The organism is Bradyrhizobium sp. USDA3010, assembly GCF_056429065.1.
The window spans coordinates 92,385-111,515 of record NZ_JBWJZD010000002.1 but is presented as its reverse complement, the minus strand read 5'-3'; the positions used below and the strand labels follow the sequence as shown (position 1 = coordinate 111,515).

17 protein-coding genes are annotated in these 19,131 nt (G+C 63.8%); 4 read left to right on the top strand and 13 right to left on the bottom strand.

Annotated elements, in window-relative coordinates; translation table 11 throughout:
- Nucleotides 1–7: 7 nt before the first annotated feature.
- From AC066Y_RS03485 to psrA, 4 genes are all read right to left on the bottom strand, one after another.
- Nucleotides 8–1,324 carry an MFS transporter gene (locus AC066Y_RS03485; protein ID WP_478272681.1) on the bottom strand — a complete coding sequence of 439 codons (1,317 nt, stop codon included), beginning with the start codon at nucleotides 1,322–1,324 and terminating at the stop codon, nucleotides 8–10.
- Nucleotides 1,325–1,418: 94 nt separating this feature from the next.
- Entirely contained in the window at nucleotides 1,419–2,867 is a 1,449-nt protein-coding gene (gene phnY, locus AC066Y_RS03480; RefSeq protein ID WP_478272680.1) for a phosphonoacetaldehyde dehydrogenase, read from the bottom strand.
- A gap of 23 nt (nucleotides 2,868–2,890) precedes the next feature.
- Nucleotides 2,891–4,135, bottom strand: a complete 1,245-nt coding sequence (gene phnA / locus AC066Y_RS03475; protein WP_478272679.1) for a phosphonoacetate hydrolase — start codon at nucleotides 4,133–4,135, stop codon at nucleotides 2,891–2,893.
- Nucleotides 4,136–4,163: 28 nt separating this feature from the next.
- Nucleotides 4,164–5,294, bottom strand: coding sequence for an iron-containing alcohol dehydrogenase PsrA (gene psrA / locus AC066Y_RS03470; protein WP_478272678.1), 1,131 nt, complete (start codon nucleotides 5,292–5,294; stop codon nucleotides 4,164–4,166).
- Nucleotides 5,295–5,374: 80 nt separating this feature from the next.
- On the opposite strand from psrA, the gene AC066Y_RS03465 reads away from it, so the two are divergent.
- The gene (locus AC066Y_RS03465) at nucleotides 5,375–6,283 is read left to right on the top strand and encodes a LysR substrate-binding domain-containing protein (protein ID WP_478272677.1); all 909 of its coding nucleotides are present in this window, start codon (nucleotides 5,375–5,377) and stop codon (nucleotides 6,281–6,283) included.
- On the opposite strand, the gene AC066Y_RS03460 is transcribed toward AC066Y_RS03465, so the two are convergent.
- Genes AC066Y_RS03460 through AC066Y_RS03445 form a run of 4 tightly spaced genes read right to left on the bottom strand, consistent with a single transcriptional unit; the run spans nucleotide 6,252 to nucleotide 8,894 of the window.
- Nucleotides 6,252–7,418, bottom strand: a complete 1,167-nt coding sequence (locus AC066Y_RS03460) for an MFS transporter (protein ID WP_478272676.1) — start codon at nucleotides 7,416–7,418, stop codon at nucleotides 6,252–6,254. The genes AC066Y_RS03465 and AC066Y_RS03460 overlap by 32 nt on opposite strands.
- Nucleotides 7,415–7,852: an arsenate reductase (glutaredoxin) gene (gene arsC / locus AC066Y_RS03455; RefSeq protein ID WP_478272675.1), complete on the bottom strand. Its 438-nt coding sequence runs from the start codon at nucleotides 7,850–7,852 to the stop codon at nucleotides 7,415–7,417. The genes AC066Y_RS03460 and arsC overlap by 4 nt, the downstream gene beginning before the upstream one ends.
- Entirely contained in the window at nucleotides 7,849–8,535 is a 687-nt protein-coding gene (locus AC066Y_RS03450; RefSeq protein WP_478272674.1) for an aquaporin, read from the bottom strand. The genes arsC and AC066Y_RS03450 overlap by 4 nt, the downstream gene beginning before the upstream one ends.
- Nucleotides 8,535–8,894 carry an ArsR/SmtB family transcription factor gene (locus tag AC066Y_RS03445; protein WP_478272673.1) on the bottom strand — a complete coding sequence of 120 codons (360 nt, stop codon included), beginning with the start codon at nucleotides 8,892–8,894 and terminating at the stop codon, nucleotides 8,535–8,537. Before AC066Y_RS03445 ends, AC066Y_RS03450 begins: the two co-directional genes overlap by 1 nt.
- Before the next feature lie 49 nt (nucleotides 8,895–8,943).
- Between AC066Y_RS03445 and AC066Y_RS03440 the strand changes: the two genes are divergently transcribed.
- The gene (locus tag AC066Y_RS03440; RefSeq protein WP_478272672.1) at nucleotides 8,944–9,471 is read left to right on the top strand and encodes a DUF6428 family protein; all 528 of its coding nucleotides are present in this window, start codon (nucleotides 8,944–8,946) and stop codon (nucleotides 9,469–9,471) included.
- A gap of 739 nt (nucleotides 9,472–10,210) precedes the next feature.
- On the opposite strand, the gene AC066Y_RS03435 is transcribed toward AC066Y_RS03440, so the two are convergent.
- Both AC066Y_RS03435 and mgtE read right to left on the bottom strand, forming a co-directional pair.
- The gene (locus AC066Y_RS03435; RefSeq protein ID WP_478272671.1) at nucleotides 10,211–10,531 is read right to left on the bottom strand and encodes a helix-turn-helix domain-containing protein; all 321 of its coding nucleotides are present in this window, start codon (nucleotides 10,529–10,531) and stop codon (nucleotides 10,211–10,213) included.
- Nucleotides 10,532–10,625: 94 nt separating this feature from the next.
- Entirely contained in the window at nucleotides 10,626–12,047 is a 1,422-nt protein-coding gene (mgtE, locus tag AC066Y_RS03430) for a magnesium transporter (RefSeq protein WP_478272670.1), read from the bottom strand.
- Between the two features lie 84 nt (nucleotides 12,048–12,131).
- Here mgtE and AC066Y_RS03425 point away from each other — a divergent pair, with 84 nt between their 5' ends.
- Together AC066Y_RS03425 and AC066Y_RS03420 are read left to right on the top strand one after the other, a co-directional pair.
- Complete coding sequence (locus AC066Y_RS03425; protein WP_478272669.1) at nucleotides 12,132–12,947, top strand: polysaccharide deacetylase family protein; 816 nt, start codon at nucleotides 12,132–12,134, stop codon at nucleotides 12,945–12,947.
- 95 nt (nucleotides 12,948–13,042) lie between these two features.
- The gene (locus tag AC066Y_RS03420; RefSeq protein ID WP_478272668.1) at nucleotides 13,043–14,419 is read left to right on the top strand and encodes a polysaccharide deacetylase family protein; all 1,377 of its coding nucleotides are present in this window, start codon (nucleotides 13,043–13,045) and stop codon (nucleotides 14,417–14,419) included.
- A 489-nt stretch (nucleotides 14,420–14,908) separates the two neighbouring features.
- Here AC066Y_RS03420 and AC066Y_RS03415 read toward each other — a convergent pair whose 3' ends face one another.
- From AC066Y_RS03415 to AC066Y_RS03405, 3 genes are all read right to left on the bottom strand, one after another.
- Nucleotides 14,909–15,901 (bottom strand): Csu type fimbrial protein, encoded by a 993-nt coding sequence (locus tag AC066Y_RS03415; RefSeq protein WP_478272667.1) that lies wholly within the window; start codon nucleotides 15,899–15,901, stop codon nucleotides 14,909–14,911.
- Nucleotides 15,902–15,989: 88 nt separating this feature from the next.
- Nucleotides 15,990–18,359 (bottom strand): fimbria/pilus outer membrane usher protein, encoded by a 2,370-nt coding sequence (locus AC066Y_RS03410; protein ID WP_478272666.1) that lies wholly within the window; start codon nucleotides 18,357–18,359, stop codon nucleotides 15,990–15,992.
- A gap of 70 nt (nucleotides 18,360–18,429) precedes the next feature.
- The gene (locus AC066Y_RS03405; RefSeq protein WP_478272665.1) at nucleotides 18,430–19,110 is read right to left on the bottom strand and encodes a fimbrial biogenesis chaperone; all 681 of its coding nucleotides are present in this window, start codon (nucleotides 19,108–19,110) and stop codon (nucleotides 18,430–18,432) included.
- Nucleotides 19,111–19,131 lie beyond the last annotated feature (21 nt).

Below are 19,131 nucleotides of genomic sequence, written 5' to 3'. Positions count from 1 at the left end.
GAGTGAGCTAGCGTCGGATGAAGGCTGCCACCACGGCGCTGGAGGTCGCGCAGACCGCGACCACTAGGAACACCAGCGACGTCTGGTTATGCTTGTCCATGAAGTGGCCGATGATGGGCTCGCCGAGACCTGCGAACAGATAGGCGAAGGAGTTCATCACCCCGGTCGCGGTCCCTGCCCGCTTGTGGCCGACCAGATCCGGGCACAGCGCCCAGAACGAGGATTGCGGGCCATAGGTGAAGAAGCCGCACAGGAACAGCACCGTCATCCCGAGATAGACCTCGGAAGTCGGGATCGCGTACATGCACAGCGCGGTGACCGCGGCGAGCGCCATGTAGAGCACGATGGCGAGGTAGCGGCGCGAGCCGAACACCTTGTCCGAGACCCAACCGTTGCTGAAGGCGCCGACCGCCATGCCGACCGGCAGCGCGATGCTGATCCAGCGCGGATCGATCACCGAGGTGGCGCCGGCCTTGGCCCAGTTGCTGCCCAGGAAGTGCACAGGCACCCACACGAGCAGCCCGTAGCGCGCCGCGTTCTGGAAGCCGATCGAGACGCCGGCGACCAGCAGGCGCCAGTTCGACAGCACCGCCTTGTAGCGCGCGAGCGAGCCCTCATTGGAGTCGACCGCGGCTTCGGTTGCGGTGACGTCGTCGGCCTCGTCATGCGGCGAGGCAAAGCCCATGTCCTCGGGCTTCTCGCGCGCGATCAGATAGAACGCGATGCCGCCGAGCAGCAGCAACACCACCGGGATCCGGAAGATCCAGCGCCAGTCGAGCTGGAAATAGCCGACCACCACCAGCGACGTGACGAACGACAGCACCGAGGCGAGACCGGCCGCGAACGTGTAAAGCCCATAGACCGTGCCGCGCTCGTGCCGGCCCCACCAGTTCGACAGCAGGCGGCTGCCCGGCGCCCACCCCATCGACTGGAAATAGCCGTTGATACCCCAGAATGCCGTGAGGCTGACGATCCCGGTCGAGAGGCTGGTGGCCCAGTTCATGATGAAGGAGAGGATCGCGCCCGCGCTCATCACGCGGCGGCCGCCGAACTTGTCGCCGAGATTGCCGTTGATGGCCTGCCCGACCGCGTAGCACCACAGCAGCGCCGCGCTGGCCCAGCCCAGCGCCTCCTTGGTGACGCCGAACTCGGCCTGGATGCCGGGAATGGCGAAGCCGAAGGTTTGCCGTCCGGTGTAGAAGAACAGATAGCAGAACATCGCCGCGAACAGCATCCGCCACTGCGCGCGGCGGAACGATGTCGCAAGCTCCGGGTTCTGTATTCCGACCGAGCCTACGCTCGCCGGACTGAATGTGACCGACATTGAAACCTCCCCTGTTGCCAACTTAATTTTCGCGTTCCGGCCGCGCAGTCTTCTTGTTGTCATCGCGCGGTCTCCGCTTCTCCTCGGCTGCGGGCTATGCAGGCCAGGGCAGCGAATAGGTCTTGACGTTGGTGAAACTCTTGATCGCCTCCTGCACGCCTTCCTTGTAGCCAAGGCCGGAGTCCTTGATCCCGCCGAACGGCGACATTTCGATCCGGTAGCCCGGCACTTCCCAGACATTGACGGTGCCGACGTCGAGCTCGTTGACAAAGCGCGTGATGTAGTCGAGCCGATTGGTGCAGACACCGGACGACAGGCCGAACGCGGTCGAATTCGAAATCCGGATCACGCTGTCGATGTCGTTGGGTACGCGGATGATCGGAATGACCGGACCGAAGGTCTCCTGCATCACCAGCTCGCTGGTGTAGGGAATTCGATCCACCACCGTCGGCGGATACAGCGCGCCCTTACGGTCGTTGCCGTGCAAGAGCTCGGCGCCGTCGGTGACGGCGGCATTGACGCGGCGCTCGAATTCCGTGGCCGCGCCCTCATGGATCACGGTGCCGACGTCAACCGTCGGGTCCATCGGATCGCCGCACTTCAGGGTGCGTGCCTTCTTCAGAACGAGAGCAGCGAAATCGTCGGCGACCGCTTCCACGCAGAGGATCCGCTTGACGGCGGTGCAGCGCTGGCCGGAATTCTTGGTCGCGCCGGCGACCGCAAGCTCCGCCGCCTTGTCGAGGTCGGCGTCCTCCATCACGATTAGCGGATCGTTGCCGCCGAGCTCGAGCACCAGACGCTTGTAGCCGGCTTTGTCGGCGATGTGCTTGCCCACCCTGACCGAGCCGGTGAAGGTCACGAGATCGGCATCCGGGTCGGTGATCATCGCATCGCCCATCGAATGCGGATTGCCCGTCACCACCGACAGCATCTCGGGCGGCAGCCCGGCTTCGTACAGCACGTCGGCGAGCGCGAGCGCGGTCAGCGGCGTCAGCTCGGTCGGCTTCAGCACCACGCGGTTGTTGGTCGCGATCGCCGGCGCGATCTTGTGGCTCACCATGTTGAGCGGATGGTTGAACGGCGTGATCGCCGAGATCGCGCCGAGCAGCGGCGTCCGCGTCGTGAAGATCTTGCGCGCCTTGCCTTGCGGGCTGATGTCGCAGGAGAAGGTCTCGCCATCATCCCTGATCGTGAGCTGCCCGGCGAACGAATAGACGTCGTAGGCGCGGCCGGCCTCGTAGAGCGAATCCTTCCAGCACAGGCCGGACTCCGCGGTGATCAGCCGCGCGAATTCCTCCTTGCGGCCGGCGAGGATCTCGGCGGTGCGCAGCAGGATGCGCTGGCGCTCGTAACGCGTCAGCTTCGGCTTGAACGCCGCCGCCTTGGCAAAGGCGCTACGCACGTGCTCGGGGCGCGCCGCCGGAACGGTGCCCACCACTTTGTTGGTATAGGGATTGAAAACCTCGACATGCTCGTCGGTGTCGACGAGGCTGCCTGCGATGCGCATCTGCTCGTGGCGAACGGCGGGGGTCTGGACGTTCATGATGATGTCCTCATGTCCAGGTGTCACTGGATGCGGTTAAGCGCGACGTCGAAGGCGTCGAAGTTGCGCAAGGCATGACCGGCCGGCAGCGCGATCTTGCGGTTGGCGATCAGCGGCACCCGTTGCTCGGTCAGCCCGCCATGCGACCGCAGCGGCTCGGTCAGGCCGGACAGATCGTGCCGGGCTTCGCTGGTGCCGAGCACCTTGTGCCTGGTCGAGATCACGACGATGTCGCCGATCCGGTCGGGCGGCAGCTCGAACCGGGCGCAGGCGTCGTTGCGCGGCAGCGCCACCTCGATACCCTTGATGTCGCGCAGCCGCATCAGCAGCGTGTCGACGTCGGCGCCCTCGGGCGTGTAGATCGTCGCGAACGAGCCGAGCGCGCCGTGATGGGCGACATAGGGATCCGTGATCGGCAGGATCACGCGCGCCGCGCCCTTCCCGGTCCAGTCGTCCATGACGTCCTGGAGGTAGATCACGTCGGGTTTGCCGTCGGGCAGGTGCTTGTCGTTCATGCCGTGGTCGGCGGTCGCCACGATGGTGCAGCCGAGCGCATCGAGCCGGGCAAGATAGCCGTCGATCATCGCGTAGAAGTCGTTGGCGACCTTGGTGCCAGGTCCGACCTTGTGCTGGATGTAGTCGGTGGTCGACAGGTACATCAGGTCCGGCCGATGCCGCTCGACCAGCTTGACGCCGGCCGCGAACACGAAGCGCGACAGGTCGGCCGAATAGACCTCGGGCAGCGGCAGGCCGACGAAGTCGAGCACATTGTCGATGCCGTTGTTGGCCCTGGTGGCCTGGTCGGCCTTCTCCGACGAGAAGGCAATGGCGCGGCCGCTCGCATAGTCGAGCCCGTAGGCCAGCAAGGTGCGCAGCTTGTCCTTGGCGGTGACGGCGGCGACCTTGTAGCCGGCGTCATGGACACCGGCCAGGATGGTCGGCGCGCGCAGGAATTTCGGATCGTTCATCATGACTTCGGCATCGTTCGCCCTGTCATAGAAGTAGTTGCCGGCAATGCCGTGCACCGCAGGCGGCCGGCCGGTGATGATCGATAGGTTGTTCGGATTGGTGAAGCTCGGGATCACGCTGGCGGCATGCACATGCGCGCCCTCCTTCATGAAGCGCGCGAAGGTCGGTGCAACGCCGGCCTCGATCGCCTGCTCGATGTAGCCTGGCTCCGAGCCATCGAGGCAGATCACGACCGTTGGCCGCGTCGGTGCGTCGTAACCGCGCCCGTTGACGGTGATGATTTTGCGATTGTCTTGCATGATGTCTCTCCGTGTCGCTATGCCGTCGTCACGCGCTCGCCGCGCTCGGCATCCGCAACGTCTGCGATGCCTCGATCAACCGTTCCTTCGACCCCAGGAAGTTGCGGCCGCGCTCACCCTCGAGCGAATCCGCGATCAGCGCGTGCCACTCGCTGCGCTCGATCCTGTAGGCGGCCGGATTGCAGGAGATGCCGAGCCGCGCCATGAAGTCCTCGAGATCGTCGGCCGCGCGCGCCAGATCGGCGCCAAAGATCTGCCGGAGGCTGTCCTCGCAAAGCCCGCCCGCCCCTTTCACGCTGCGCAGCACCATCGGCAGCGAGAACGAGCAGGCGATGCCATGCTGCACGCCGTGCCGCAGCGTGATCGGATAGGACAGCGAATGCGCGATCGCGGTCTTGGTGTTGGAGAACGCCAGCCCAGCGAACAGTGCCGCTTGCGCCATCCGGCTGCGCAGCTCGAGATTGCCCAGATCATTGGCGAGCCTCGGCAGCACGTCGAGAACGCCACGCGCCGCCGCCACCGCATGGTTGGCCGACACCGGGTTGTTGTTGACGTTCCAGATGCTCTCCAGCGCATGCGACAGCGCGTCGAGGCCGGTGCTGATGGTCAGAAGCTGCGGCTTGCCGAGCATCAGGCGCGGATCGATCACCGCATGGGTCGGATAGAGCGACGGAAGCGCCAGCGAGTATTTCTTGCCGTTGGCCTCGTCCCACACCGTGCCCCAGCACGTCACCTCGCTGCCGGTGCCCGCGGTGGTCGGGACCGCGATGATCGGAATGGTCGGGAGGCGCTCGGCGCCCTGCTGCGTCTCGAGATAGGTTTTGACCGTCGCGAAATCGCTGCCCGCGGCCGCGAACACCTTTGCGGAATCGATCGCCGAGCCGCCGCCGAGCGCGATGATCACCTCGGGCCGGCTGGCGAGCCCGGCAAACCGGGCGGTCTGCTCGGTGAGCAGGCGATAGTCCGGATTGGGCGCGACGTCGCGGATGGTCAGGATCGAGGGACCCGCCGCGTCGCGCAGCCGCCGCTCGAGTTCGGCGAAGAACGGCTCGCCATAGGTCACGAGCGCATAGACGCGCTTGCCGATCAACTCCGGCAGCTTGTCGAAGCTGTCGGCTCCGAATTCGATCTGTACCGGGTTGGAATATGTCCAGGCCATCAGCGCGTCCTCCATTTGACGCGAACGTACGGCGCCGGCTGCTATTGACAAATTCATTCTACGGATGCGTTCTATTGATTATGTCAATAGTATTCAGCCAGCTTCGCGCCTTTCATGCAGTCGCCACCCATGGTGGCTTCACCGCGGCGTCGCGCGTGCTCAATGTCGGGCAGCCGACGCTGACCATTCAGGTCAAGGAGCTGGAAGAGACCTACGGCGTCGAGCTTCTGATCCGGAAGCCGCGGCACACCGAGCTCACCGAAGCCGGCGCCGCGCTGTTCCAGATCACCCGCGGCATCATGACATTCTGCGACGAGGCGCACGAACTGCTGGCCGCGCACGGCAAGGCGACCAAGGGCCATCTGCGGGTCGCGACCGTCGGGCCGTTTCATGCCACCGAGATCATTGCGGCGTTCAAGCGCCATCACCCCGAGGTGCAAATCTCGACCCTGCTTGGCAATTCCGAGCGGACTTTTCGCCACATCGTCGACTTCGAGGCCGACGTCGCGATCCTGGCGGAGGTCCCGGAGGATCCGCGCGTCACCATGATCCCCTATCGCACGCACCGCGTGATCGTGTTCGTCAACCGCGACCATCCCTGGTTCAAGCGGAAATCGGTCAGGCTGCGCGAGCTCGCCGACCAGCCCATCGTGCTGCGCGAACGCGGCTCGACCACGCGGCGCGCCTTCGAGGCGACGATGCAGGCCGAGGGCATCAGGATCGAGCCGGTGTTCGAGATCGAAAGCCGCGAAGGTGTGTGGAAGGCGGTCGAGCGCGGGCTCGGCATCAGCATCGTCGCCGACTTCGAATTCGTGCCGCATCCCAACCTGCGCGCACTCGAGATCAGCGACCGCACCATCAAGACCCAGTACAGCATCGCCCATCACAGCGGGCGCGGCCACTCCCCGATCATCAAGGCGTTCATCGATACGGTTCGGCGGATGAAAGGTCGCGACGCTACTGCGAGGGGATCTTCGGGTCGGTCTTGAGTGCGAACAATGCCAGGAGCGCAGCCAGACTGAGGGCCGATGTGACCGCGAACGTATAGCCGCCGAGCGGTGCAATCAGAAATCCGAAGACCAGCGGCGCGATCGCTTGCGACAGTCGCGATGGCGCGCCGAGCAGCCCCAAGCGGTAGCCGTAATCCTTCGGACCGAAGATCGCCAGCGGCAGCGTGCCGCGCGCAATAGTCAGGATGCCGTTTCCGGCGCCGTGCAGCAGCGCAAATATCCCGGCGAAGCCACCGCCGAACAGGCCGATGACGCAGGCGCCCAAGGGGTGCGTGATGCAGGCCAATCGCGCCGACCAGAGTGGATGGAAGCGCTTCAGCAGGCTCGCTTCGACAATCCGTGCCGCCACCTGCGCCGGGCCGATCAATGCACCTGCCGCAATCGCCTGCGTTTGCGTTGCGCCCAACGCCTCCAGAATTCGCGGCAAATGAACCGCCATCGCCGACGTGACGCTCCAGGCGGCCGCGAAGGCAAAGGCGAGCAGCACCATCGCGCGGTCGATCGGAATATGCGGCTTTGGCGTGTCGGCTGCGATCCGATGCTCGCTCTTCAACCTGGGGACCAGGAAGGCGTTCAACGGCAGGCAGATCAGAATGTGCGCAGCCGCCCAGCCGAAGCAGGTCCAGCGCCAGCCGATGGTTGCAAGGCCCCACGCGGTGAGCGGCCAGCCGATCGTGCTGGCAAACCCGGCGATCAGGGTAATGCCGGTGATGGAGCGGCGTGCGGCGTTGCCATAGATGCGCCCGAGCGCCGCGAAGGCTGCATCATACAGGCCAAGGCCCATGCCGACGCCGAGCAGCAGCCAGCTTGCAGCCATCAGAACGCGGCCTTGCGAAAGCCCGAGCAGGATCAGGCCGAACGCCAGGATAAGATTGGACGCACAGAGCACTTCGCGCCCGCCCATGCGATCGATCTGGCGGCCGACGCGCGGGCCGAGCAGTCCTGATATCACGAGCGCCATCGAGAACGCGGCGAACAGCCAGTTCGTGGATATGCCGAGGTCCCGCGCAATCGGGTCCGCGAGAATGGCCGGCAGATAGTAGCTCGACGCCCAGGCCAGGGTTTGCGTAGTGCCGAGCGCGACGATCAGGAGGTTATCTGCACGGCGGCTCATTCAGCGCGCGCACCCGGCGTCTTGGGCGATATCTTGGGCGAAACCACCTCGCCGTCTTCCTTGACGAACCGGCCGATGTCGGCAACGGCGAGGAGATCGAGGACGGCCTCGGACGGCCGGCATAGCTTCACGCCCTTCGGCGAGACCACGATGGGCCGATTGATCAGGATCGGATGCGCCATCATGAAATCGATCAATTCGTCGTCGCTCCATTTCGGATTGGCGAGATCGAGCGCGGCATAGGGCGTGCCTTTCTCGCGGAGCAGCGCGCGCGGTGTCATGCCCATGGCAGCGATCAGCGCGATCAGCTTGTCGCGCGAGGGAGGCGTCTTGAGATATTCGACGATCTCGGGCTCCTCCCCGCTTTGGCGGATCATTGCCAGGGTGTTGCGCGACGTCCCGCAATCGGGATTGTGGTAGATCGTGATCGTCATCGGACTGCTTCCTTGGTGGTTTCGGCGCCCCGCAGCAGCCAGGTCATGAATGCAAGCGCGACCATGGCTCCCAGAACCTCGGCGACGATGAAGCCCGGCAGATCCTGCGCGCGGATGCCGGAAAACGTGTCGGTAAACGATCGCGCGATGGCGACGGCCGGATTGGCGAACGACGTGGATGCGGTGAACCAGTACGCGGCCGTGATGTACAGCCCGACCAGCCATGGAATCGCGGCCTCACGAAATCGGAGGCCACCGATGATCGTTGCGATTAGTCCGAACGCGGCAACGAATTCGGCAAACCATTGCGGAAATCCCGTCCTTGCCTTCGCCGAGAATTCCAATAGCGGCAGGCCGAACATGGCGTGCGCGATCATTGCGCCGAGGATTCCCCCGAGCACCTGCGCCGCGGCGTATTGCGCGGCATGCGGCGGACGGAGTTCGCCCTTGAGCATGAAGACCAGCGTGACCGCCGGATTGAAATGCGCGCCGGATATTGGCCCGAGGATCGTGATCAGCACCACCAGAATGGCGCCGGTCGGAAGGGTGTTGCCGAGCAGCGCCAATGCAACGTCCTTGGTCAGCGTCTCGGCCATGATGCCGGAGCCAACGACGGTCGCGACCAGCAGCAACGTACCGAATCCCTCGGCCACTAGGCGCCTTGGCAGGTCGAAATCGCGCATCAGGCACGCGCCTTCTTCTTGACCGTGGGGGGCCTGCACTCGGCATCGGCGAGCGCCGGCGCGCAGATTTCCGGGTGGCCCGCGCAGCAATCCTTCATCAGGAAGGCAATGAGATCACGCAAGCCGGTGAAATCCGCCGAGTAAATGATCGAACGCGCCTCGCGACGCGGGACGATCATGCCGGCATGCTCGAGGTCCTTCAGATGGAACGATACGTTGGATGGCGATACTGCGACCGCCTCGGCGATCGCCCCTGCCGCTATGCCATCGGGACCGGCCTGTACAAGCAATCGCACGATCCGAAGCCGCGTTTCCTGCGACAGCGCGGCGAAGGCGGTTCGGGCTTGACGCTCCTCCATCTTTCGATAATCCTACAATTCAATAACCATTGAAATGAGGATAGCAGCCGTGACCACGCTTGCCAATACCCGATCGACCGTCGGCGCCCTGCTCCCGGTCGAAGAGCTCTCGTCCGCAGCGCTGCTTTCCAGCCTCGAGGCACACAAGGAGAAGCCGCTGATCTTCAGTTACGACGGCCGGGATGTCCGCCCCAGCTACCACGTCACCGAGGTCAAGACCGGCTCATTCAGAGGGCTCGATTGCGGGGCGAACCCCGAGAGCTGGAGCGAGACCTTCATTCAGCTCTGGGACATCGAGGAGGAAAACCGGGGCCACATGCCGGCCGGAAAGTTTCTCGCGATCATCCGCAAGGTCGACGAGGCCGTCGGCTTCGATCCGCAAGCCAGGCTGACCTTTGAGGTCAGCGACGGTGTGCGGCCGATGCAAATCTATCGCGCGGAACGCATGGATACGGGCGACGCCGCGATCCGCGTCTATCTCTCGGCGCGCCCGTCGAGCTGCAAGCCGCGCGACCGATGGCTGCAGGAGCAGCAGTCGTGCTGCGCGCCGAAAGCCAAGCAACCGTGCTGCGGCTGATTGTTGTCTGAGCGGGCTCAGCCCGAAATTGCCAATCACTGAGTTGCCCGACGGCGCAAGCCCCTATAGCAAAAATATTTCGCTTTATCCGAAGCGCAACTCACTATATGGTTTGCCCGTCTCACCCGATCGAGGGGCGCTTCGCGGTCGTCACGAACGTGGGTCGAGATGCGGTGGACGCCGAGCGTTGTGACTGACGAGCACACGCAAGACGGACGGTGAAGTCGTGCAGGCCTGACGCCCTAGCGGCAGGTGTCCTCTCGCAAGATGCGAAAGCGCCTTTGCAAGAGCGGTGACAAGAAAGCCCAGTCTCGCCGGGGAGAGCACGTATAAGCCGTAGCCCATCGCGCAGGGAAAGCCGGAGTTCCCGGTTACACCTGTGGTCCTACCCCCGAGCTTTCTACCCATTGCTCGGGGCCCATGGGTGCGATCGGCACCCGGCTTTCCCTGCGCCCTCTTCAAGACAGAGGGCGAAACGAACAGCAAAGCTCGGACAAATCATGTCGCGAGAATGCGGAAGTTTGACTCACAGATCGTGCAACATATTCGCTGTCGTCCCAGCGAATGCAGGGACCCATAACCACGAATGTCGATTGTTGCGCGATGGTGGAACGACGAATCCCGTTCACAACACGGGCCGCTGCGTATGGGTCCCTGCTTTCGCAGGGACGACACCGGTGTTGTGGCGTGCAAGCGCGATCAATCGGCTGACAATGAACGCCGCGCGCTGCGTATCAGCTCAAGCCGCCGTCGGCTCGCTCGACAGCGCGGCGAACACCGTCTCCGGCGAATGGGCGATCACGGCGAGCAGCGCGCGGGCGGGTCCCCGCGGGGCGCGCTTGCCCTGCTCCCAGTTGCGGATGGTCTCCACCGGCACGCCGAGCTTGGCGGCGAATTCGAGCTGGGTGAGTTGGGCCCGGCGGCGCAGATCGCGCACGGCCGGTTGCGCGACCGAAGGCTGTATCGCCGCCTCGGCCGGATGTGCGGGCGAGAGCGGGATTTCCTGCCCGTCGCGCAATTCGACGATCCGTCCGTCCGCCTTGAGCCGCAAGCGCTGCATGATGGCCCCCGTGATGGCCCCTCTGGAGATAGGAGCATCATCCGCTAACCCCGTTAAGGCGCGATTAACGATAAACGCGCCCGCCGGCGCCGGACTACTTCAAGCCGAACCACAGCGTGGCGATGCCGAGAAACGAGAAGAAGCCGACCACGTCGGTGACGGTCGTGACGAAGGTGCCGGAGGCGACCGCGGGATCGGCGCGCACCCGTTCCAGCACCATCGGAATCAGGATGCCGCCGAGCGCGCCGGCGACCAGGTTGCAGATGATCGCAAGCCCGATCACGATGCCGAGGCCGGGGATCTTGAACCAGGCCACCGCGGCGATGCCGGTGATGACGGCAAAGGCGAGCCCGTTGACGAGCCCGACCATGGTCTCGCGCAACACCACGCGCGTCGCGTTGAACGAACCGAGCTCGCGGGTGGCGAGCGCGCGCACCGCGACCGTCATGGTCTGGGTCGCGGCATTGCCGCCCTGGCTCGCCACGATCGGCGCCAGTACCGCGAGCGCCACCATCTTCTCGAGCTGGCCCTCGAACAGGCCGAGCACCGAGGAGGCCAGGAACGCGGTGGCGAGATTGACCAGGAGCCAGTTGAAGCGGCCGCGGGCGATGGTCCAGACCGTGTCGGACAGCTCTTCAGGATGGGTAACGCCGCCCAGCGCCTTGAGGTCCTCGTCGGCCTCCTCCTCGATCACGTCGACGACGTCGTCGATGGTGATCACGCCGACCAGCCGCTCGGTGGTGTCGACCACGGGAGCCGCGACGAGATTGTACTTGCCGAACATCCGCGCGACCTCTTCCTGGTCTTCCAGCGCGGAGACCCGGCGGCGGTCCTCGTCGATCAGGTCCTTGACCGGAACCGGGCGGCGGGTGCGCAGCAGCGCGTCGAGCGGCACCGCGCCCAGCAGATGCTTGTCGGCGTCGACCACATAGATCTCGTAGAAGCGGTCCGGCAGATCGGGCGTGTCGCGCATGTAGTCGATCGCCCGCCCGACATTCCAATCCGGCGGCACCGCGATGAACTCGGTCTGCATCCGCCGACCGGCGGAATTTTCGGGATACAGCAGGCTGCGCTCGATGTCCTCGCGCTCGGCCGCCGGCAGCTTGTCCAGGATCTCTTCCTGGTCCTCCTCGTCGAGGCTCTCCAGCAGTTCGACGGCGTCGTCGGATTCGAGCTCGCGGACACCCTCGGCAACGGTCTCCGGCTCGAGTTCCTCGAGGATCTCCTCGCGGACGGTCTCGTCGACCTCGTTGAGCGCCGAGAAGTCGAAGTCCGTGCCGGTGATCTCAACCAGGGTGACGCGGTCGTCCGGCTCCAGCGCCTCGATCAGGTCGCCGAGATCGGCCTCATGCAGTTCCGCCACCACCTCGCACAGCAGGGGCCGGTCGGCGGCATGGATGGCCCGGGTGATCTCCGCGACGAATTCGGGACGGAGCTGGCCCTCCTCGTCCCGCATCGGCATCCGGGCGAGCGGGTCGGCCTCGGCGGGTTCGACAACGTCGATATTCTCGGCCATGCCGTGTTTCGCCGGTTTGACAGGAGGGGAAAAACTGCTCTGATGGGTGCGGAACGGATTACCTAATCGGTGGGGCCCAGTGCAATGAGAAAGATGTCGAGCGCACCGCGACCGATCCTGAACATTGTCGCGGCGCTGATCGCGCTCGCACCTGTTGCGCTGATTAGCTCGGCGAAGGCCGCCGAATGCCCGCGCAAGGACGCGCTCGGCACCTCGCGTGTGCTGGAGGTCGACCCTGCGACCTATCCGCGCGTCGGGCTGAAGAGCTTTCCGCAGACCCTGCCGCTGCGGGATGGCGAGGTCGTGCTGACCTTCGACGACGGGCCGACACCTGGCGTCACCGACAAGGTGCTGACGGCACTTGCAGCCGAATGCGTGCAGGCCACCTTCTTCATGGTCGGCCGCAATGCGGCCGATCATCCCGATATGGTCCGCAAGATCGCGCGCCTCGGGCACACCATCGGCTACCATACGTGGGACCATCCACATTCCAACAAACTCTCGACGGATCAGGCCGAAGCGAACATCAATCGGGGGATTGAAGCGATCCAGACGGCCTTGCGCGGCACCGCGAGCACGGTCCCGAGCACGCCGTTCTTCCGGTTCCCCTATTTCGAGTCGACGCCCGCCCTGCTCGAGCGCCTGGAAAAGCGCGGTATCGCGGTGTTCGGCGCCGATTTCTGGGCCAGCGATTGGAACAAGATGACCCCCGAGGAGGAACTCAAGCTGCTCACCGGGCGGCTGGAGGGCCATCGCAAGGGAATTATCCTGCTGCATGACCCGCAGATGCGAACAGCCGAGATGCTGCCGGCCTTCCTAAGGTACCTGCAGGAGCATAATTATCACGTCGTCCACGTCGTTCCGGCGGCGTTGAAAACCGTGTCTGACCGGACACATTGAACCCGGGACCCGAGGTGGATTACAGACCGTTAAGGCGGCATTCATGAGGCCGCACCTAAGGATTCGTCAGTGCGTTTGGAATACGGCCGAGATTGATGATTGCAGACGTCCTAGTGATGATCCGGAAGCGGTCGCGGACCGTGGTCGGCGCGGCGCTGCTGGGCTGCTGCTTCATGACGCCGGAGGCCGGCCTCGCCGCGGATTGTCCGGGTAACCCCAACGCGCTCGGCACCTCGCGGACCATCGTCGTCGATCCCAGGGAACATCCGCGGATCGGCACCATGCAGTATCCGGAGACACTGCCGCTCGCCGATCACGAGGTGGTACTGACCTTCGACGACGGGCCGCTGCCGAAATACAGCAACCAGGTGCTGGCGATCCTCGCCAGCCAGTGCGTCAAGGCGACCTTCTTCACCATCGGCTCCCAGGCCCGGTTCAATCCGGAGGGCGTGCGCAAGCTGGTTGCCGCCGGGCATACTGTCGGCACGCACAGCCAGAACCATCCGCTGACGATGAACAAGATGCCGCTCGAGCGCGTGCGGCAGGAAGTCGACGACGGCATCGCCTCGACGCTCGCCGCGCTCAACGGCGACAAGAGCAAGCTCGCGCCGTTCTTCCGGATCCCCGGCCTGATGCGCGCCGAGATCCCCGAAGCCTATCTGGCTTCACAGGGCATCCAGGTCTGGAGCGCCGACTTCCCGGCTGACGACTGGCGCCACGTCTCGCCGCAGCGGGTCTACGACCTCGCGATCCAGCGGATCGAGGCCAAGCACAAGGGCATCCTGCTGCTGCACGACATCCAGCCGCGCACCGTCGCGGCGCTGCCGCGCATCCTGAACACGCTGAAGGAGCGCGGCTACCGCATCGTGCATGTGGTGCCCGCGACAGCGGACCGCCCGGCGACGCCGACCGAGCCGCAGCAATGGTTCATGCGTCCGCCGACCGAGACGGTCGCGATCACGCGCTGGCCCAAAATTCCGAACTTCGTCTTCACCGCGACGCGGACGCTGCCGGCCCCGGCGTTTGCCGACATGGATTGGCGCGATGCCGACATCCTCGATCACGCGCAGCGCGCGCGCGTCGGCGCATCCGTCCGCACGCTGTGGCCGCAGCCACCGCTCACCCAGCTCGCGTCAGTCTCGACATTGCCGATCCCGGCGGCTGACGTGTTTCGCGTTCCCGAAGCGCTGGACCTGACCCTGCTCGCGGCCCGCTCGGCGGCCGATCGCCGTCTCGCACAGCGCGCGACAGCTGCCCCCGGCCTTGGCGCACCGCGCGCGCAGGCGATCTCGGCGCGCCAGGCGGGGCACCCGAAGCAGGCCGCGCATCAGATCCCCGCTGCGGCTCACGGCCGACTTCACGCAGCGCCGCTGCGTGTCGCGCCGCCGGCCGCGAGCAATGCGTCGGTCCACGTCGCCAGGCGCACCCCGCGCGCCGAGGCCTCGGCGGCCAGCAAGCGCGTGCCTGACTAGGACGAATCCACACCTTATCAGATCCCGCGCCTCTTAATCAGCAGCTCTATTGGAGCATCTCGACCCGATGAGTGGGCGACGATTTCATTCACCATCATCTAAGTCAGTCTAGCGCGATCGAGCGGAGAGCGGCGCGAACTCGCGCACGAACGGAAAGTGCACGTATCTGATGCGGTTTCTGGTGAGGTGGTTGCGCTGCGGGCAACGAGGACGGAGCAAGCTATTGACTGACCTCATTGGTGGGCTCGGCAGGACTCGAACCTGCAACCAGACCGTTATGAGCGGCGGGATAACGATCGGCCTGGATTGATTTGGTGCCGCTTTCGGTCGAGCTTGATTGCGTTCGTTGCGTTTCGGTGAGCTCGTTTCTGCTCCGAAATCGGTGCGGTCATCGGCTGTCGAAATTGAAGGAGTTGGACATTTGCGGCGATCGGCATCGTGTCGATTTTGATTTTCGGATTCTCAAACCGCTAATCCGGGAAGATCAGGCTAGAAGGTCACGGTGACGATGATGGTGTCGGCGTAGACTCCTGGAGCGGGTGAGGTTTGCGGCGGAACGCGCCCATAGACTGAAACGTTCTGGTTCAACGCTGTTCCTGTGCCAAGCACGCAGGTGTTGGCACCGGACGTGCAGGTTGTAGCGGATGTCGCACCTGTCCAGGCGCTGGTCCGGGCTGCGTCCGTATAGAGATTGTAATTGATGAAGCTGGAACTTGCCTGCATGCGCCGCTGGCTGCCGTTTACGTGTAGTCCATTGTCGAGGCCGATCGAGTACGGGGTCGTATTGGTGCACTTCACTGAAATCGTCCCAACGCCGTCAACATTCGACGTCAACAGCGAAGCGTTACCGAAGTTGAGTGACGTGGTCGAGACAACGCAATTTCCGCCGATTGTCGCCGTCCAGGGCGAGGAGCCTGCATTTGTTGACGTCCCCGGGTTCGTCGAACAATTTGGGCTTGCGACAAGATAGGCCGCGTAGGCGACGACCGGAGAGGTCGTACTCCAGACGTAGGTCCCAGGTATCGTTGCCTGCTGATTGGCGAGGAAGCGCCCATAGACGGTCAGACTTTGTTGCGCGGGTCCGCCCAAGAGAGGAAGGCTGAGATTGATGCTGACACCACCGGAGCCATACCCGGTGGTCCCGTATCCCCAGGATCCCCAGACCTGCGTGCGCCCGGAATCCGTATAGAGCTCGTGTATTGCCGCATTCGCTCCACTTCCCAGTGATCGAACCGAGCTGCTGCTGTTGGGCGCCCCCTGGTTGAATTGCACACACGCATTGACAGCGCAGCCGAGGGCACAGCCGCTACATGTTACGGTAAATGTCGAGGTCGTATCGACGGCGGTGCCAGCCAGAATGTCGACAGATCCGTAGTTGCCGGGCGCCGCGGTAACGGAGCAGCTTTGAGCGTGGGCCGCAAACGATGCCGCAAGTTGCAGGAGCAACGCGAAGAGCAGGGTTCGCTTTGAGCCGATGACCACGATTTCGCTCTCGCAATGCGGGTTGGTCAGAAGGGATGATCGAGGAAATTGACGTACGAAGGCACTGTTTTACGTCGGAATGACTGCATCATCGGCACGCGACCCCGGGGATCCGGACCTGTTCGCCCGGCCGCGGAATGAACGCAAACATTGCGCGGCAGCGTGCGTCGGCAAACTCGATTTCGGCTTCGTTCATTGACGAGAGCCCCTTGATATAGGCCTGTCCGTCGTAGCCTACGACAAACTCTACTCCTCCGGTCATATGGCCGACAGCCCCGGCCGGCAGAACGCGATTGTCAGGCCCGACAAAGGTAACCAGAGCGGCGGTCGTCTCCTTGCGGACGTCGAATCTGACGAGCATGCCGGCGCGATCTGCCGGAGCGACGATGTCATGCGTCGTTGCTGCCTCTTCGTCGACCGGAAGGTTCGTCGGGTCGATCGCAATCTTGTTCTTCTGGTAGGACCGGAGCGTCGGGATCAGCAGCATTCCGCTGGAATCGGTGACGCCAGCCCGGCGGTTCTCGCTGAGGACCTCGACATCAGGCACGCCAGTCGCGACCACCGCGAAACTGTCGTCGATCCAGTTCGAAAGGAAAACGCCACCTCCCATGGTGGTGATCGAACCGCGCAATTCGAGCGATCCCACGCTGCCGGCTCCGGCCTGGCTTGCGCCTGCCTGGATGGTGCCGTAGCTCGACCTGTAGGAAGCTGTTGCCTCCCGGTACTTCGATGCGCCTTCGGAATCGTGGACGCGCCAACCGTAGCTGCCAGGCTCCGGCCCAAGCGACTTGACGGCATCAACGCTACCGGTCGTACCGCTCCGTCCGCTCGAAACTCCGGTCGTGATCGAAGCTGAGTCGCCAAAAGGCATGCTCAAACCAGCAAACATGCCGGTATTCTTCTTGGAACGGAAATCGTGGAAGACAGTAGAAAATATCGAAGCATTGTACGGCAAAGAGCGCGAGTAGGAGGCCGTCACAATACTGGACCGATGGCCTGAGTCATCGCGCAGATCGACAAAGCTTGCACTCAGGCTGGCCCGGGGGTCGAACGGCATCGGAGCGCTGAAAGTGATGCGATCGAGTGCGACCGGCGCCCGGGCGCTGCCATAGATGCCGGTCACATAGGCAAACGAGTTCGACAATGAAGCGATACTGCCGGGCAGGTAATTGAACAGACCGTTCAGGTTTTGCAGGCCGCCGTTCAACGCCGCGATAGTTTGCAATCTTGCGGTCGCCGAGGCAAGGTCGTCATAGGTCCCGAAGGTGTGTAGCGAACTCGCCGAAATGCTCACGCCGAAGAGCCGGGTCTCATAGGAAGCGTAGCTCTGCAGACCGCGGTTCGTGCCGCTTGCGCTGCCGGCCAGGGCCACGGCCGCGACGCCGACCGTTCCGGTCCTGAAGACACCACCGATACCACCGTTGATGACACCGGCTCCGCCTTCGACGTGTGCCTCCGCCGTCAAGCCGTCGTAGATACCGCGTCGCAGGGTTGCAGACCCGACCGGCGAGCCGACATAGACGTCACTGCTCGAGCCGTAGGACAACCGCGGCAATCCGCCCTCCACCGACCAGCTGCTCAGCCCGGACGCAAGCAGGCTCGAGGCCGCATAAAACGGCGCCGACGTCTGGGTTTCGTGACCTGCCGAATCCCGCACCACGAGTTGCGTTGTGCCGGCTCCGGAAATCAGCGGTATGTTGTTCACACTGAAAGGGCCGGAGCTGACATCCTGAGAAAATGTCTTGATGTTGTTGACATAGACATCGACAGTTGACGGCACTGCCGCGCTGCCACCGATCGTTGCGAGTGGTGTGGTAATGAGATCGGGCCGCAGGGCAAAATCGCGTTGCGCCTGAACGCCGCCTATCCTGACCGGGCGCGACCAGGCCAGTCCGCCGTTGATCGTATCCCCCGCAACGTAACCGATCATCCGGTCCTGATCGGAATACTGGAAAGACGAATTCAGCCTTATCGCTTGCGCAGGCTGCTGCGGACCAGTGCGGACGATCGCCGACTGTTCGGCGGTGCCGTAAGGCGAAAACGCCCGGGCATCGAGTAAAAGCGATGTGCTACCGAGCCCGATCAATCCCGGGGTAGCTGCGTTGCTCGTTGAACTCAACAGGTCATAATTCAGCACCGCGCCGGGATCGCCCCGCGCCCTTGGCAGGTTCCCGCTGGAGCCGCCCGCGTCAAACAGCTGCGGTTTGCGTCCGGCTTCGTCGACGGCAATGAATATCCGCTGTGTTCTCTCCTCATATCGATACTTTAGGGTCGGGATATCATCCAGCGCGATGATCTCGCCCGGTCGATGCGGCCCGCCCGGCCGCAGGCCGAGGCTTTCCAGTTCCTCCACCGTTCCGCCGATACGGCCATTATCGAACCGCACGAATGATCCGATCGTTTGGGCGGGCATGGTGTTGATCACGACATCGAGTTGCAGATTTGTCTGCTGTTCCACCGCACGCGAACGCCCGGCACAGAAGACTATGCCAAGCAGCGCTATCACTGACACAAGTGAAGAGCCTCTTCTACCGACGAGCCGGAGACTCAATAATCGCATGAGTCTGGCCCTTGTCGGTGTCCGCCGTGACGGCGATGGATCCGCCGGATCCAAAGCTGCGAGGATATTTCGGCGTGGCCCAACTCATGGAGGAATGTCCGAGGACATAGCCGAGGAGACCGTTGCCAAAGGACAAGGTAGCTCCCGAAGAATCCTTGAGCCGCAAGTTTGCGATGCGTAGCCGCTCGTCGCCGGCATTGCTGGTCACGACGGTCAGTTGGCCAGCTTCAGTACGGAGCGCCCAGGAAACTTGTGGCCGGCTGATCTCACGACCACGAAAAAACGCCGGGATCGACTGTCGTATCAAAAGATTGACGCTGCGACCTTGCCTGCCGCCTGCTCGCGGCAATTGGTCGACGATGACACGATAGCTTTCTTCGCCATCGACCGGCTGTTTCGACACCCGCACAACTCGTACGACGTAGTCTGAATGAGGCGCCATCCTGACAGCCGGAGGTGATGCCACCACATCGGTCGTCGGTTCAAGCCTCTCCTCGCCGTCGGACTGCGACCAATGAAGCACGCGGGTTTGGACTTCGACTTCGGCATCTTCGTCATTGCGCAGTGTCAGGGAAGCCGCAGCCGCCGGGGCATTCAGTTCCAGGAGAACGGGCTCAACGCGAAGCGCGGTGGCCTGTGCAACGTCCATGCATGTCAGGCTCGCGACAAA